The organism is Microcoleus harperi Pol14_C6, from assembly GCF_036701295.1.
Taxonomy (GTDB): Bacteria; Cyanobacteriota; Cyanobacteriia; order Cyanobacteriales; family Microcoleaceae; genus Microcoleus.
Genome location: NZ_JAUBQN010000033.1, coordinates 40,726 through 54,599, shown reverse-complemented (window position 1 = coordinate 54,599; position 13,874 = coordinate 40,726). Strand labels below are relative to the sequence as shown.

General features: G+C 48.1%; 22 protein-coding genes. 2 read left to right on the top strand and 20 right to left on the bottom strand.

Features of this window, described 5'->3' with window-relative positions; translation table 11 throughout:
* Positions 1 to 186 precede the first annotated feature (186 nt).
* From QUA27_RS20445 to rplC, 20 genes are all read right to left on the bottom strand, one after another.
* Positions 187 to 768, bottom strand: coding sequence for an adenylate kinase (locus QUA27_RS20445; protein ID WP_333070039.1), 582 nt, complete (start codon positions 766 to 768; stop codon positions 187 to 189).
* A 5-nt stretch (positions 769 to 773) separates the two neighbouring features.
* Positions 774 to 2,078 (bottom strand): preprotein translocase subunit SecY, encoded by a 1,305-nt coding sequence (gene secY, locus QUA27_RS20440; protein WP_190737235.1) that lies wholly within the window; start codon positions 2,076 to 2,078, stop codon positions 774 to 776.
* Between the two features lie 102 nt (positions 2,079 to 2,180).
* On the bottom strand, positions 2,181 to 2,627 hold the full coding sequence (gene rplO, locus QUA27_RS20435) for a 50S ribosomal protein L15 (protein ID WP_333070037.1): 447 nt from the start codon (positions 2,625 to 2,627) through the stop codon (positions 2,181 to 2,183).
* A 146-nt stretch (positions 2,628 to 2,773) separates the two neighbouring features.
* Entirely contained in the window at positions 2,774 to 3,319 is a 546-nt protein-coding gene (gene rpsE / locus QUA27_RS20430) for a 30S ribosomal protein S5 (protein ID WP_333070035.1), read from the bottom strand.
* A 162-nt stretch (positions 3,320 to 3,481) separates the two neighbouring features.
* Positions 3,482 to 3,844: a 50S ribosomal protein L18 gene (gene rplR, locus QUA27_RS20425; protein ID WP_333039624.1), complete on the bottom strand. Its 363-nt coding sequence runs from the start codon at positions 3,842 to 3,844 to the stop codon at positions 3,482 to 3,484.
* A gap of 2 nt (positions 3,845 to 3,846) precedes the next feature.
* Entirely contained in the window at positions 3,847 to 4,395 is a 549-nt protein-coding gene (gene rplF, locus QUA27_RS20420) for a 50S ribosomal protein L6 (protein ID WP_190737229.1), read from the bottom strand.
* A gap of 122 nt (positions 4,396 to 4,517) precedes the next feature.
* On the bottom strand, positions 4,518 to 4,919 hold the full coding sequence (gene rpsH / locus QUA27_RS20415) for a 30S ribosomal protein S8 (protein ID WP_190737227.1): 402 nt from the start codon (positions 4,917 to 4,919) through the stop codon (positions 4,518 to 4,520).
* A gap of 22 nt (positions 4,920 to 4,941) precedes the next feature.
* Positions 4,942 to 5,487 carry a 50S ribosomal protein L5 gene (gene rplE / locus QUA27_RS20410; protein ID WP_333070033.1) on the bottom strand — a complete coding sequence of 182 codons (546 nt, stop codon included), beginning with the start codon at positions 5,485 to 5,487 and terminating at the stop codon, positions 4,942 to 4,944.
* A 99-nt stretch (positions 5,488 to 5,586) separates the two neighbouring features.
* A complete protein-coding gene (rplX, locus tag QUA27_RS20405; protein ID WP_333045759.1) occupies positions 5,587 to 5,949 on the bottom strand; it encodes a 50S ribosomal protein L24 in 363 nt (120 codons plus the stop codon).
* A 2-nt stretch (positions 5,950 to 5,951) separates the two neighbouring features.
* The gene (gene rplN, locus QUA27_RS20400) at positions 5,952 to 6,320 is read right to left on the bottom strand and encodes a 50S ribosomal protein L14 (RefSeq protein ID WP_006634991.1); all 369 of its coding nucleotides are present in this window, start codon (positions 6,318 to 6,320) and stop codon (positions 5,952 to 5,954) included.
* Positions 6,321 to 6,428: 108 nt separating this feature from the next.
* Positions 6,429 to 6,677 (bottom strand): 30S ribosomal protein S17, encoded by a 249-nt coding sequence (gene rpsQ, locus QUA27_RS20395; RefSeq protein WP_006634992.1) that lies wholly within the window; start codon positions 6,675 to 6,677, stop codon positions 6,429 to 6,431.
* 38 nt (positions 6,678 to 6,715) lie between these two features.
* Entirely contained in the window at positions 6,716 to 7,003 is a 288-nt protein-coding gene (rpmC, locus tag QUA27_RS20390; RefSeq protein WP_333070032.1) for a 50S ribosomal protein L29, read from the bottom strand.
* 159 nt (positions 7,004 to 7,162) lie between these two features.
* Complete coding sequence (gene rplP / locus QUA27_RS20385; RefSeq protein ID WP_333070030.1) at positions 7,163 to 7,582, bottom strand: 50S ribosomal protein L16; 420 nt, start codon at positions 7,580 to 7,582, stop codon at positions 7,163 to 7,165.
* A gap of 97 nt (positions 7,583 to 7,679) precedes the next feature.
* The gene (rpsC, locus tag QUA27_RS20380; protein WP_006634995.1) at positions 7,680 to 8,408 is read right to left on the bottom strand and encodes a 30S ribosomal protein S3; all 729 of its coding nucleotides are present in this window, start codon (positions 8,406 to 8,408) and stop codon (positions 7,680 to 7,682) included.
* Between the two features lie 114 nt (positions 8,409 to 8,522).
* A complete protein-coding gene (rplV, locus tag QUA27_RS20375) occupies positions 8,523 to 8,882 on the bottom strand; it encodes a 50S ribosomal protein L22 (RefSeq protein WP_006634996.1) in 360 nt (119 codons plus the stop codon).
* 97 nt (positions 8,883 to 8,979) lie between these two features.
* Positions 8,980 to 9,261 (bottom strand): 30S ribosomal protein S19, encoded by a 282-nt coding sequence (rpsS, locus tag QUA27_RS20370; protein WP_242719699.1) that lies wholly within the window; start codon positions 9,259 to 9,261, stop codon positions 8,980 to 8,982.
* Between the two features lie 131 nt (positions 9,262 to 9,392).
* The gene (gene rplB, locus QUA27_RS20365) at positions 9,393 to 10,256 is read right to left on the bottom strand and encodes a 50S ribosomal protein L2 (protein WP_333039612.1); all 864 of its coding nucleotides are present in this window, start codon (positions 10,254 to 10,256) and stop codon (positions 9,393 to 9,395) included.
* 158 nt (positions 10,257 to 10,414) lie between these two features.
* Positions 10,415 to 10,723 carry a 50S ribosomal protein L23 gene (locus tag QUA27_RS20360; RefSeq protein WP_006634999.1) on the bottom strand — a complete coding sequence of 103 codons (309 nt, stop codon included), beginning with the start codon at positions 10,721 to 10,723 and terminating at the stop codon, positions 10,415 to 10,417.
* Positions 10,716 to 11,348, bottom strand: a complete 633-nt coding sequence (gene rplD, locus QUA27_RS20355; protein ID WP_190657994.1) for a 50S ribosomal protein L4 — start codon at positions 11,346 to 11,348, stop codon at positions 10,716 to 10,718. The genes QUA27_RS20360 and rplD overlap by 8 nt, the downstream gene beginning before the upstream one ends.
* 190 nt (positions 11,349 to 11,538) lie before the next feature.
* A complete protein-coding gene (rplC, locus tag QUA27_RS20350) occupies positions 11,539 to 12,174 on the bottom strand; it encodes a 50S ribosomal protein L3 (protein ID WP_190657996.1) in 636 nt (211 codons plus the stop codon).
* A 431-nt stretch (positions 12,175 to 12,605) separates the two neighbouring features.
* Here rplC and QUA27_RS20345 point away from each other — a divergent pair, with 431 nt between their 5' ends.
* Positions 12,606 to 13,082, top strand: coding sequence for an NAD(P)H-quinone oxidoreductase subunit N (locus tag QUA27_RS20345; protein WP_333070029.1), 477 nt, complete (start codon positions 12,606 to 12,608; stop codon positions 13,080 to 13,082).
* 119 nt (positions 13,083 to 13,201) lie between these two features.
* Positions 13,202 to 13,807, top strand: a complete 606-nt coding sequence (locus tag QUA27_RS20340; protein WP_333070028.1) for a vWA domain-containing protein — start codon at positions 13,202 to 13,204, stop codon at positions 13,805 to 13,807.
* The last annotated feature ends 67 nt before the right edge of the window (positions 13,808 to 13,874 follow it).

Sequence of the window (13,874 nt, the reverse complement as noted above, 5' to 3'; positions counted from 1 at the left end):
GGGCGACTCGATCGACTTTAATACTCAACCAACCGCTTGTTTTAGCTTTACTTGAGTAAAGTTGTGGCAATTAGTATCGAGTTCAATCCGGTGTCTAGCAACCCTCACAAAACCTGATAGCACAAAAAGCTCCTAGTTAACATATCTTAGCAAAAGCTTGTGAGTAACAAGCTGTATTGAGAGGGTTCAAGAGTCGATTGAGAGAGATTGTTGCAGTTCTGCGGTGACTAATTCCATCGGTCTATCGCCATCAACCGCAACTAACTGTTCGCGGTTTCTGTAAAACTCAATTAAAGGTTCAGTTTGCTCGCGATAAACTTGCAAACGACGGCGGATTGTCTCTTCATTGTCATCTTGGCGACCCCGCGACAACAGGCGAGCCACCAAAATATTGTCAGGAACGTCCAAATTGACAGCTCTAAGAGCGCAGTCCTTACCCGACTTAGTTTCCCCAGTACCAACATCACACAGCAGTTTGTCAAAAAACGCTGCCTGTGCCACAGTACGGGGAAAGCCGTCCAGAATCCAGCCTGCACTAGCATCTGGTTCATTCATGCGCTCTTGTACGATATCCATCAATAACTCGTCTGGAACCAACTCACCAGCATCCATGTAGGCTTTGGCTTTTTGACCCAAGTCCGTTTTGGCAACCACGCAGGCGCGCAGGATGTCACCAGTAGAAATGTGGGGTATTTTCCAGAGAGCTGCTAAAATCTGAGCCTGAGTTCCCTTTCCTGCCCCTGGAGGCCCCATAAAAATCAATTGCATTGCGATTACTTCACCATTCCTTCATATCGTTGGGAGATGACGTAAGTTTGAATTTGCTTAGCAGTTTCGATCGCCACACCTACTAGAATCAGTAGCGAAGTAGCGCCAAAACCTCTAAAAGTTTGCACACCGATCGCGCTTTCTACAGCAGTTGGTACAATGGCCACCAGACCGAGAAATATCGCTCCCAAGAAAGTCAAACGGTTCAAAACCTTCTCCACATAATCGCTGGTTTTCTGACCCGGACGAATTCCAGGAATGCTGGCACCCATTTTCTTCAAGTTCTGAGACATATCTACGGGGTTGACAATCAACGAAGCGTAGAAATAGCTGAAGAACAGAATCAAAGTCAGATAAAACAGCGCGTAAGCCCAAGGCGCTGGCCCGTTCGGACTCAAAACATTAGCAACTTGAACCAAAAACGGGTTATTGAGAGACTGAGCGAGGAAAGAAGGCACAATCAAAACCGAAGATGCAAAAATAATCGGCATCACTCCGCCTTGATTCAAGCGCAGGGGCAGATAGCTCCGGCTCTCCCGATAAACTTTGCGGCCGACTTGGCGACGAGCAGAAATAATGGGAATCCGGCGAGTACCTTCCTGAACAAAAACAATCCCGACAATCGTTACCAAAAAGACCAGCAGCAGAACGACTACACGGCCGACAACTTGCGTGTCCCCGCTTTGAGCCAATTCAAAAGTTTGTCCCAAAGAGCGCGGCAATACCGACACAATATTGATAAAAATCAGCAGCGACGCTCCGTTCCCGATACCTCGTTCCGTCACCACTTCCGATATCCACATCACAAACATTGAGCCGGCTGTCAGAGCCAAAGCAGTTTGTGCTATGAATAAAGGCCCTGGAGATTGAGCAAAAGGGCTGACCCAAATCGCAATGCCAATACTTTGCAGAATTGCCCAGCCCAAAGAAACGTAGCGAGTAATTTGAGAAATCTTGCGCCGCCCTGCTTCTCCTTCATTTTTCTGCAAATCTTCTAAGCTTGGCAGAGCCGCAGTTAGAAGTTGCACAATAATTGAAGCATTAATGTAGGGCAAAATCCCCAATGCGAAAATCCCCAAAGCTGACAAGCCGCCTCCTGAGAACAAATCCAGAAAGCCAATTAAAGGGCTATTTTGGACGTTTTGGGCAAAGGCGACTCGATCGATGCCGGGGACTGGCAAGTGGACACCCAGGCGTACTAAAATCAGTAAACCAATGGTTACAAGGATGCGACCTCGCAAACCAGCAGCTTGAGCCATCTGCATGAACGTCTCTTGTGCAGTTGGCGCTTTTTCTCTACTAACGTCCATAGTTACGATTTTGGATTTTAGATTTGCGATTTTCGACTAAATCATTTTCTGATAGCAAGCTTGAGGATTTGAGATTAGGACAAACTCTCAAACCCCAAATCTTCACGCAACTAATTCGCAACTTCCGCCGGCGGCTTCAATTTTGGTGCGAGCACCTGCGGTAAAAGCCGAGGCGCGCACTTGCAAAGGTACATTCAGTTCGCCATCTCCTAAGATTTTCAGCGGCCCGTTGTCAGTATTGACAATTTTCGCTTGCATCAAAGAGGTGAGAGTAACTTCTGTGTTTGCTGGCAGCGATGCTAATTTACTTACATTAATGGTAGTGTACTCTTTCCGGTTCACTAGAGGGAAGCTTTTCAACTTGGGGAGACGGCGGTAGAGAGGATTTTGACCTCCTTCAAAACCGGGTCTAGTGCCGCTACCGGCTCTAGATTTTTGACCGCGCATCCCTTTGCCGGAGCTCGCGCCTTGACCGGCAGAAATTCCTCTGCCCAAGCGTCGGGGGCGCTTTTGGGAGCCTGCTTTGGGTCGGGCGTCTTGCAATCTCATAGTTTTAGTAATTGGTAATTGGTATTTGGTATTTAGAGAGCGGGTACGCAGTAGTTTTGAGTGCGTGAGTTTTAAGTTGCGGATTTTTTTATTTTCACCGCAAGCACTTAACACTCAAAACTTACAGTTTCCCATTCTCGCGTGCCCTAACCGTAGAGATTTTCTACTGGAATTCCGCGCTCTTGAGCAACTTCGGACAAGGTGCGGAGGGTGGAGAGGGCATTGACTGCGGCTCGGGCGTTGTTTAAGGGATTTCCGGAACCTAGCTGTTTGGCTAAGATATTGCGGACTCCTGCTAGTTCAAGAACAGTTCGCACTGCTCCCCCTGCAATTACCCCGGTTCCCGGAGCGGCCGGCCGCATCATGACTTTAGCTCCGCCACCGTCACCGTTGATGGGGTGAGGGATGGAGTTAGATTTGGTGAGGGGGACTTCAATTAGGTGCTTTTTGCCGTCAGCGACGCCTTTTTTAACTGCACCAATTACGTCGCTAGCTTTGCCGACTCCAACTCCAACTTGACCGCGTTCGTTGCCGATAATGACTATGGCGCGGAAGCTAAGTTTTTTACCACCTTTGACTACTTTAGTAACGCGCCGAATCTGAACGACCCGTTCTTGCCATTCGGATTCTTTTTCGCGTGTTTTGTTACTGCTGGTTTTTTTCTTGTTGCGCTGTTCTTTTTGTTCTGCCATAGTTTTGTCCTGTGGGAATAAGTAATTGGTGAAAGGCGATCGGCAAGTGGTAATTGTTTGAGTAAAAAGTAAAAATAGAAGAAATCTGGATTTTGCCTTTTAACTTTCAACTTTTGACTTTTTACTTTTTAATTACTCATTACCCGCTACCCATTACCCCCTCTAGAAGTCTAACCCCGCTTCGCGAGCTGCTTCTGCGAGGGCTTTGACACGACCGTGATAGAGGTTGCCCCCCCGATCGAATACGACTTTGACTATGCCAGCGCTGGAACAGCGTTTGGCAATCAACTGACCGACTTGCACGCTCGCGGAGCAGTTGCCGCCAGAACTGAGAGTTGACTTCAATTCGGGATCGAGGGTTGACGCAGCGGCCAAAGTGTGCTGGGCGGTATCGTCGATTACTTGAGCGTAGATGTGCTGCTCTGAGCGAAATACCGCTAGTCTGGGACGTTCGGCTGTGCCGAACACCTTGCGCCGAACACGGCGGTGTCTGCGCTGGACTGATTCTTTGCGAGTAAGCTTCATTGTTACTTCTTACCTGTTTTGCCTGTTTTACCAGCTTTGCGCCGGACGACTTCGCCACTGTAGCGAATGCCTTTGCCTTTGTAGACTTCGGGCGGACGCACTGCGCGGATGCGGGCTGCTGTATTGCCTACGAGTTCTTTGTCAATGCCGGAGACAATGACGTTGGTGTTGCCTTCAACTGCCATTGTGATGCCTTCTGGAGGGGGCATTTCAACGGGTTTGCTGTAACCGACGTTTAAAATAAGGTTCCGTCCTTGAACCTGTGCCCGATAACCTGTGCCGATAATTTCGAGACGCCGCTGAAAACCTTGGGATACACCTTCAACCATGTTGGCGACTAGGGTGCGGCACAAGCCGTGCAGTTGTCTGGCGACGCGAGATTCGTCTCGGCGGGTAACGAGTAAAGTCTCGCCTTCAATTCCCATGAGGATTTCGGCTGGGATTACTCGAGAAAGTTCACCTTTAGGGCCTTTGACGGCTACTTTTTGACCGTCTAGGGTGATGGTGACTTTATTGGGAATGCTAATCGGACGCTTGCCAATTCGCGACATAGTTTTTTGTCCTTTGTTTTTAGTTATTAGTCCTTGATTATTAGTGCTTAGTTATTAGTCCTTAGTGATTGATTTTTGAGTCTGTTGCCAACGACCAGTGACTAATGACTAATGACTAATGACTACCAAACATAACAAAGCACTTCACCGCCCAAACCTTGGCGTCGAGCTTCTCTATCCGTCATAATGCCACTGGAGGTAGAAATAATGGCTATGCCAATTCCGCCTAATACTCTGGGCAATTCTTTACGGTTCGAGTAAACGCGCAGTCCTGGTTTGCTGACTCGCTTCAGTGCCGTGATAATGGGCTTGCGAGTTTTACCTTTGTACTTTAGAGAAAGCACTAAATGTCGCTTGACCCCTTCTTCTGCTTCTTCAAATTCGCCGATGAAGCCTTCACTTTTGAGGACTTGGGCGATGCTGCGGGTCATTTTTGTAGCTGGAATTTGCGTTGTTTGGTGGCGCGCCATGCAAGAATTGCGAATGCGCGTCAACATATCTGCTATGGTATCGTTAGCTGCCATCTTTTGCTTCTTACTCTAGTGCTTAGTTGTCCCGGAACGGCATTCCCATTTCTTTAAGCAAGGCGCGTCCTTCTTCGTCGGTGTTTGCTGTGGTGATAATTGAAATGTCCATGCCTCGAATTTGATCGATGCGGTCATATTCTATTTCTGGAAAAATTAGCTGTTCTCTCAGACCCAAGCTGTAGTTGCCGCGCCCGTCGAAGCTTTTGGGGCTGATGCCGCGGAAGTCGCGGATTCGAGGGAGTGCGAGGTTGATCAGCCGATCGAGAAAATCGTACATCCGATCGCCGCGCAGCGTCACCATAACGCCTACGGGTACTCCTTTGCGGATTTTGAAGCCTGCGATCGCTTTTTTCGCCCGCGTCACCACTGGTTTTTGCCCGGTGATGATGGCAATTTCGTTGATCGACGAATCCAGTGCCTTAGCGTTTTGAGATGCTTCTCCCAAACCGCGGTTCACTGTGACTTTGACGAGTTTGGGAACCTGATGGATATTAGTATATTTAAACTGATCCATCAGTGTGGGAACGATTTTTCCTTGATAAAGAACCTTGAGTTTGTCCGGCATAGTTTTTGTGTTTCGTTAACTGTCCCTGGGCTTGGTCAGGGAATTGTTCTTTGTCAGTTGATAGTTGTCCGTTGTCTGTTAATGACTAATGACTAATGACTAATTATCGAGGATTTCTCCAGTTTTTTTGAGCTGTCGCAGTTTCCGGCCATCTTCGCTAAATGTATAGCAAACGCGGCTAGCTATTTTTTCTTTTTCGGAATAGTGCATGACATTTGAGCTGTGAATGGGAGCCTCAAACGTGAGTATTTTCCCTGACTCTCCCTCTTGCTGGGGCTTGACGTGCTTGGTTCTGATGTTTACACCTTTAACAACTACTTTGCTGACTTTAGGATATGTCTTTAAGATTTCTCCGACTTTTCCTTTCTCTTTGCCAGTAATTATTTGCACGGTGTCGCCTGCTTTGACGTGCATTCTGTAGCGCTGCGGTTCGCTAGTTGGTTTACCCTTTTTTCCGTACATTTTTAAAGTACCTCCGGGGCTAAGGAAACGATTTTAGTAAAGTTTTTGTCGCGCAATTCGCGGGCGACGGGACCGAAGACGCGAGTGCCTTTGGGGTTGCCGTCTACGTTGATAATAACGGCGGCGTTATCGTCAAAACGAATGCTCATGCCACTGTCGCGGCGCAGACCTTTGCGAGTTCTGACAATGACTGCCCGAACGACATCTGATTTTTTGACTGCCATATTGGGGATGGCATCTTTGACGACGGCAATGATGACATCGCCGACTCCGCCGTAGCGACGGTTGCCGCCTCCCAATACGCGGATGCACATCAGTTTGCGGGCTCCGCTATTGTCGGCGACATTGAGGTATGTCTGGGGTTGAATCATGGTGATTGTTGAGTGTTAACTATTGACTGTTAACTGTTGACTGTTGACTGTTGACTGCTAGTTGATTGTTAACTTTCGATCGGGAGATCGCGATTTGGCAATTAACTGTTAGCCGTTTTTTGTCCCAAAAATCTCAGCAACCGTCCAGCGTTTGGTTTTGCTCAGGGGGCGAGTTTCAGTGATGCGGACACGATCGCCCGATTTGCACTGATTTTCTTCGTCATGAGCTTTGTAGCGCTTCGTGCGGACTACGATTTTGCCGTATTTGGTGTGGGAGGAGCGGTTTTCGATTGCTACCACGACGGTTTTATCCATCTTGTCGCTGACTACTACGCCAACTCGTTCTTTAATTGCCATAGCTACCTATTTTTGTTGTGCAATTGACTTTTTTTTAGCTACTGTGCGATCGTCTGCTCTGCTGCGGTTGCAGCAGGCTGTTCTACCTGTTTAGATGCGGCTAATTTTTGTGCAGCTTCTTTCTCAGCAACGATTTGGCGCTCGCGTTCAACTGTCATCAATTGAGCTAGCCGGTGTTTGGCGTGCTTGAACAGGTGAGGCTTTTCCATGCGGCCGGTAGCTTGCTGGAGCCGCAATTCCATTAGTTGGCGCTTGACGGCTAAAATTTGCTCTGCTACAGCAGCATCGCTTAATTCTCTAGCTTCTTTAATCTTGGTCAAAGACATAATTGTGTGCTTTCTCGTTAGCGAGCGGTATGACAGAAGACTGAATTGTCTCTTATGCTGAAGGTCGAAGGAAAGAAAAGTTATGAAAGCCAGATTTTAAATTTCTGTAGCCGTTTAAAATACTGACTAATACCGACCTAATTCTACCTTCACTCTTCGCTATGACTGGCCTTCTTCGCGAGTGATGAACTTGGTTTTAATTGGTAATTTGAAAGATGCCAAACGCATTGCTTCGCGGGCAGTTTCTTCGGCTACACCACCAATTTCAAACATTACCCGACCGGGTTTGACAACGGCAACCCAAAACTCAGGATTACCTTTACCGGAACCCATCCGGGTTTCGGCTGCGCGCTGGGTGACTGGTTTGTCGGGAAAAATGCGAATCCAGATTTTTCCGCCCCGGCGGATATAGCGGGTCATGGCGCGCCGTCCGGCTTCTATTTGGCGGGAAGTAATCCAAGCGGGTTCGACGGCTTGGAGGGCGAAGTCGCCAAAGCTAACTGTATTGCCGCGGGTGGAAACACCGCTCATTCGCCCGCGCTGTTGTTTGCGGAATTTTGTTCTTTTAGGGCTTAACATGGCTGGGGAATTCAGTAATTGGTAATCGGTATAGCGTACAGCACGAACTTACTCGCCCTTCGCTGTCAACTGTCAACTGTCAACTGTCAATTGACTGTTAGCCTTCGTTCGATCGATCTTCAAAGTTCTGGCGGCGGCGCTTTTGTTTTGTACGGGGTACTGCAGCATTTGGTGCAGCCTCTTGTTCCTGTCCGGGAATAATTTCGCCTTTGAAAACCCAAACTTTAATGCCCAGAATACCGTAGATGGTTTGAGCAGTGCAGTAGGAGTAGTCGATGTCTGCCCGCAGGGTGTGCAACGGGACTCTTCCTTCCCGCGTCCATTCGGTACGAGCGATTTCTGCGCCGTTGAGGCGTCCGCTGACTTGAATTTTGATGCCTTGGATGCCGACTTTTTGGGCGCGGGTAATGGCTTGGCGGACGACTCGGCGGAAGGATACGCGCCGTTCTAGTTGCTGAGCGATGTATTCGGCAATCAGTGTGGCATCGGCATCTACGCGCTGGACTTCGACGACGTTGATGCGGATTTGGCGGTTGCTACCGAGTTGTTGCTGCAAACCGACGCGCAAGGTTTCGATCCCGGCTCCGCCGCGGCCTACGACAACGCCCGGTCTGGCGGTGAACACTTCTAGGTCGATTTGATCGGCTTTCCGCTCAATTTTGACCGAGGAAATGCCAGCATTGCTGAGCGTTTTACGAACGTACTTGCGAATTTTATAGTCTTCTTGCAAGAGTTCTGGATAGTTTTTGGGATCGGCAAACCAGCGAGAGCGGTGCTCTTGGGTAATGCCGAGGCGAAAACCAATTGGATGTATTTTTTGGCCCATAATAGTTGATGAGTTAATTGGTAATTGGTAATTGGTAATTGGTAATTGGTAATTGGTGATTACCCATTTTTTTCAACTTTAAGCTGTTTATTACCTATTACGTTTTTCCCTGGTTTAGTTTTCTACGAGCGGAGCTACTACTACGGTAATGTGACAGGTTGGCTTGCGGATTTGGTAGGCGCGGCCTTGAGCGCGGGGTCTAAAGCGTTTGAGGACTGGGCCTTGGTCTGCGTAAGCTTGAGAAACTACCAGCTTGGATTTATCCAATCCTGCGTTGTGTTCGGCGTTGGCTACTGCCGATCGCAAAACTTTGACAATTGGTTCGCAGGCGCGGTAGGGCATGAATTCGAGTAAAATCAGCGCTTCTTGGTAGCTTTTGCCACGAATTTGGTCGAGGACTCGGCGCACTTTGAAGGGCGATGTCCGGATGTAACGGGCGATCGCCTTAATTTCGGATGTGGTATCTATAACCATTTCGATTTGGGTAATTGGTAATTGGTAATTGGGAAAAAGGTAATTGGTAATTGGGAAAAAGTTTGTCCGACTACCTATTACCTATCACCTAATTGGGCTATCTTTTTGCCTTTTTATCACCACTTTTAGCGTGACCTCTGAAGGTACGAGTGGGGGAAAATTCTCCGAGTTTGTGACCTACCATTTGGTCGGTCAGGTAGACGGGTACGTGCTGTCTGCCGTTATGAACGGCGATCGTGTGGCCTACCATTTGGGGCAGGATTGTAGAAGATCGCGACCAAGTTTTAATTACTTGTTTTTGGCCGGCGGCGTTGAGTTTTTCGATTTTTGTCATCAGATTATCTGCGACAAAAGGGCCTTTTTTTAGAGATCGAGACATGATTTTGGTAATTAATAATTAGCAGTTGGAATTGAATTGGGAAGAAAGTCGGAGGAATAAAAGAGCGCGGAAAACTTTTTTGTTGTTCCTTCTTCCTCCTTCCTTCTTCCTTCTTCCTTCTTCCTTCTTCCTTAACTTTGTCTGCCGCCCTTGCCGCGCTTGGAAGATTTGCGGCGGCGCCGGACAATTAAAGCGTCGCTGCGCTTGTTTTTGCGTCGAGTTTTTGCACCCAATGCTGGTTTACCCCAAGGAGTGACAGGCCCCGGACGTCCGATGGGGGCTCTGCCTTCGCCACCGCCGTGCGGGTGGTCTACCGGGTTCATGACGCTACCGCGAACGGTGGGTCTGCGACCTTTCCAGCGGGTGCGGCCGGCTTTACCCAGGCTGATGTTTCTGGCGTCGGTGTTGCCGACTTGACCGATGGTGGCGTAGCAGTCAGCGCGGACTTTGCGCTGTTCGCCGGATGGCAGTTTGAGGGTGACGTAGCTACCTTCTTTTGCCATTAGCTGAGCGCTCGATCCGGCGGAGCGAACGATTTGTCCGCCTTTTCCGGGTACTAGCTCGACGTTGTGGATGCTCGTACCCAGGGGAATGTTCTTCAGGGGGAGGGCGTTACCGATTTCGATCGGCGCGTCTGGGCCTGAGACAATTACTGTACCGACGTTTAAGTTGAGCGGGTGCAGGATGTACCGTTTTTCGCCGTCTTTGTAGAACAGGAGGGCGATGCGGGCGTTGCGATTGGGGTCATATTCGATCGCCTTGACAGTAGCGGGAATGCTGTGTTTGTCGCGGCGGAAGTCGATGTCTCTATAAAGCCGTTTGTGACCGCCTCCCCGGTGGCGACAGGTAATGACGCCTCGGTTGTTGCGGCCTTGTTTGGTGTGCTTATTGCTGGTTAGAGACTTTTCTGGTTCTGATTTGGTAATTTCAGCAAAATCCGAGACGGTTTGTTCTCGGGTGCTGGAGGTATAAGGTCGGTAAGAACGGATGCCCATAATCGATTTTAGATTTTAGATTTTAGATTTGGGATGCAAGGACTTGGCGGTTTTGGATTTTAGATTTGGGATTATCAGTTAACTTGGTAACTTTCTGGGTTTGGTATTTTCACCAGTTAACCGCAATCTAAAATCTAAAATCTAAAATCCAAAATTGGCTAAACTTCTGGGAATAGGAGTTTGCGGATCGAGTCTCCGTCGGTCAGAGTTACGGTTGCTCGCTTGTAACAAGGTTTAAAGCCGACGAATTTGCCAACTCTACGCTTTTTACGCGGCGGGTTTTGGGTGTTGACGCCGATGACTTTGACCTTAAATAGTTCTTCGATTGCAGCTTTGATTTGAGGCTTTGTCGCTTTGGGGGCTACGTCGAATGTGAATTGATTTAATTCCATCATTCGGGTAGCTTTCTCGGTGAGAATCGGACGCTGGATCAAATCTGCGTAGTCGCGGGGGTCGATTTTACTCACCGTAAATCTCCTGAATTTTAGCTATGGCTGTAGATGTGACGATAATTTTGTCAGCCGCGAGAACGTCGTAAACATTCAAAGAAGTTGCCAAGATGACGTTTACTAATTCGATGTTGCGTCCTGATAAGTAGACATTTGGTTGCGGTTCTGGCAAGATTAACAGAACTTTTGTATCGGGTTCGATGCCCCAGCGGGCGATCGCACTCAGCAATTCTTTGCTTTTCGGTCTCGGAAATTGCTCTGCAAATTCTTCAACTACAATGATGTCTTCGGTGCGACTTTGGAATGCTGTCCGCAAAGCGAGACGGCGTTCCTTTTTGTTCATTTTGACTTCAAAGTCTCTCGGTTTTGGTCCGAAGATGACACCGCCTCCCCGCCACAGCGGAGAACGGATTGAACCTGCTCGGGCTCGGCCGGTGCCTTTTTGACGCCAGGGTTTGCGGCCACCGCCTCTAACTTCCGAGCGAGTTTTGGTGCAAGCATTTCCTTGACGGGCATTATTCAGTTGCCGCGTCAATGCTCTGTGAACGATGTGAGACGCATTTTCTTCTTTGGCTACGCGCAGTTCTAAAGTTGTTTCCCCAACTTCTTCGCCTTGCCAATTTCGGACTACACAATTAACCATATCTTTTGTCCTTTGTCTGTTGTTAGTTGTCTGTTGTTAGTTGTCTGTTGTTAGTTGTCTGTCGTCTGTTGTCTGTTCTCAGGTCTTAGTTTTCAGCTCTTAGTTTTCAGCTCTTAGTTCTTAGTTATTGCTTGCTACTAACGGCCAACTACTATCTACTGACTGCTGACTACTGACTAATGACTACTGACTAACGTCCTACTTTTTTCTCAGGCACAACATTGACTAAGGCGCCAGCTTTGCCGGGAACTGCTCCCTTAATTAGCAGCAAATTCTGCTCTGTATCCACCCGGACAATTGTTAGTTTGCGGACGGTGACTTGAACGTTGCCCATACGTCCTGCCATTCTTTTGCCGGGATAAACGCGACCCGGAGTAGTTCCAGGTCCGATCGATCCAGGTTCGCGGTGGTTCTTGGAACCGTGAGACATCGGGCCTCGTTTAAAGTTGTGGCGCTTTTGAAAACCTGCAAAACCTTTACCGATGCTTGTACCGATGACATCTACTATTTGTCCCGGTGTAAAGGTATCTGCTTTTAGCTGTTGACCTAATTCAAATGAACTGGTGTCTTCCAATCGGTATTCCTGCAAGTGGCGCAGTGGATTCGCCCCCGACTTGGCAAGGTGTCCTAGTTCTGGCTTGTTGAGAGCCTTTGGTTTGACTTCGTTGTATCCAACTTGAACGGCACCGTAGCCGTCAGTTTGTTTTGTTTTGATTTGAGTTACTGTACAAGGCCCTGCTTGTATGACGGTGACAGGGATTGCTCTCCCTTGGTCGTCAAACACTTGAGTCATGCCTAGTTTAGTGCCAAGAATGCCTACAGACACGGATTTTTTTCCTTTTATTTACGCAAGAGGTTTCGGATTGCGAAAGTTACGTCAATCCGCTTGCTCTTGTGCAGAAACATTTATTTCAGTGTTCCTGCAATTAACTGTTATCAACCAACAGCCTTCCTCGGTGTTTAAAATTTGAGTTTTAAATTTGGGAGCGAGCTTGTGGAAGTCTTGCAAGGGTTGAGATTCGCGGCTTTTTACCGACTCTATCTCCGAGTTTTGTCTCGGTCTTGCTTGTTTGTGCCAGGACTTGAGCAGCAAACTACTCAGTATCCTTTACGGCGACAATTCACAATAGTACATGAAGTGTTTGCCCTTTGTCAAGGCCGCGATGAGAATTTTTCGCCTCAACTTTAGGATTTATAATATTTCCAGCTCGCAAGCAGCGATCGACCAAATTTTGATACAGCAGGAAACACAAATTTATGGGACTGATTACGACGGGATCTGATCTGATTCGGGATTTGGAAAAGTCGGGGTCGCTGGCCCTGTACGTTCCTTTAGAGGGAGGATTTGAGGGGCGCTACCTCCGCAGGCTGAGGGCTGCGGGCTACGGTGGGTACACGATTTCGGCGCGGGGTTTGGGCGATTTGGCGATGTATTTAACGGGGGTTCACGGCGTGCGGCCGCCGCATTTGGGCAAGAAAACTACTGGCAACGAAGCGGCCGTGGGTTATACGTACTACGTACCGCCGATTTTGCAAACTCAATTAGACAATTTGCCACCGAAAGCAAAAGGATTGGTGCTCTGGATTATTGAAGGGCAAATTTTGTCGAGTCAGGAGATTGAGTATTTGACTGTTTTGCCGACGTTAGAACCGCGAGTTAAAATAGCAGTGGAGATGGGGGGCGATCGAGCTTTTAGCTGGAAGCCACTTAAAGATGCTTTAGTTGCAGCTTAAATTCCGGTATTTGCGATCGCAAATCAACTAAAAAAACGCAGCGAGCAACTAAAGCTCAACAGCTTCTGCTCGCTGGTTTTGATATTTTTGGGAAAAACTTAATTAACAGGAAAAATCTTATGCTTCAGAACCGCGATTATACCATCATTATTGACAAAAGCGGCAGTATGTACACAAAAGACCAGATGGGCGGTAAAACTCGGTGGGCGCTCATGCAAGAATCGACGATCGCATTGGCGAATAAATGCGAAGAACTCGATCCTGATGGCATAACAGTTTATGTGTTTGCCGGTCGCTTCAAGCGCTACGACAACGTAACATCAGCTAAAGTCGTGCAAATTTTCCAAGAAAATGAACCTTCGGGGACTACCAATTTAGCTGCTGTTCTGCAAGACGCTCTGAACAATTTTTTTCAGCGCAAAGCATCCGGTAAGACCAAGCAAAATGGGGAAACAATATTAGTGGTGACGGACGGGGAACCGGACGATCGCAAAGAAGTGATGAAAACGATTATAGAGGCTTCCCGGAAGCTCGATCGAGATGAAGAGTTGGCGATTTCTTTCATTCAAGTAGGGAATGCGCCCGAAGCTACTAAGTTTCTGAAGATATTGGATGACGAACTGCAAAGCGCTGGGGCTAAATTCGATATCGTTGATACTGTCACGATGGATGATATTGAAGGAATGACCCTGACAGAGGTATTGCTGAATGCAATAACTGATTAAGGAGGCGGGCGAAGTTTCCGTGATTATATTGAGGCCAGTTAGCCCAGCAGCATTTTTTAGGGGGTTT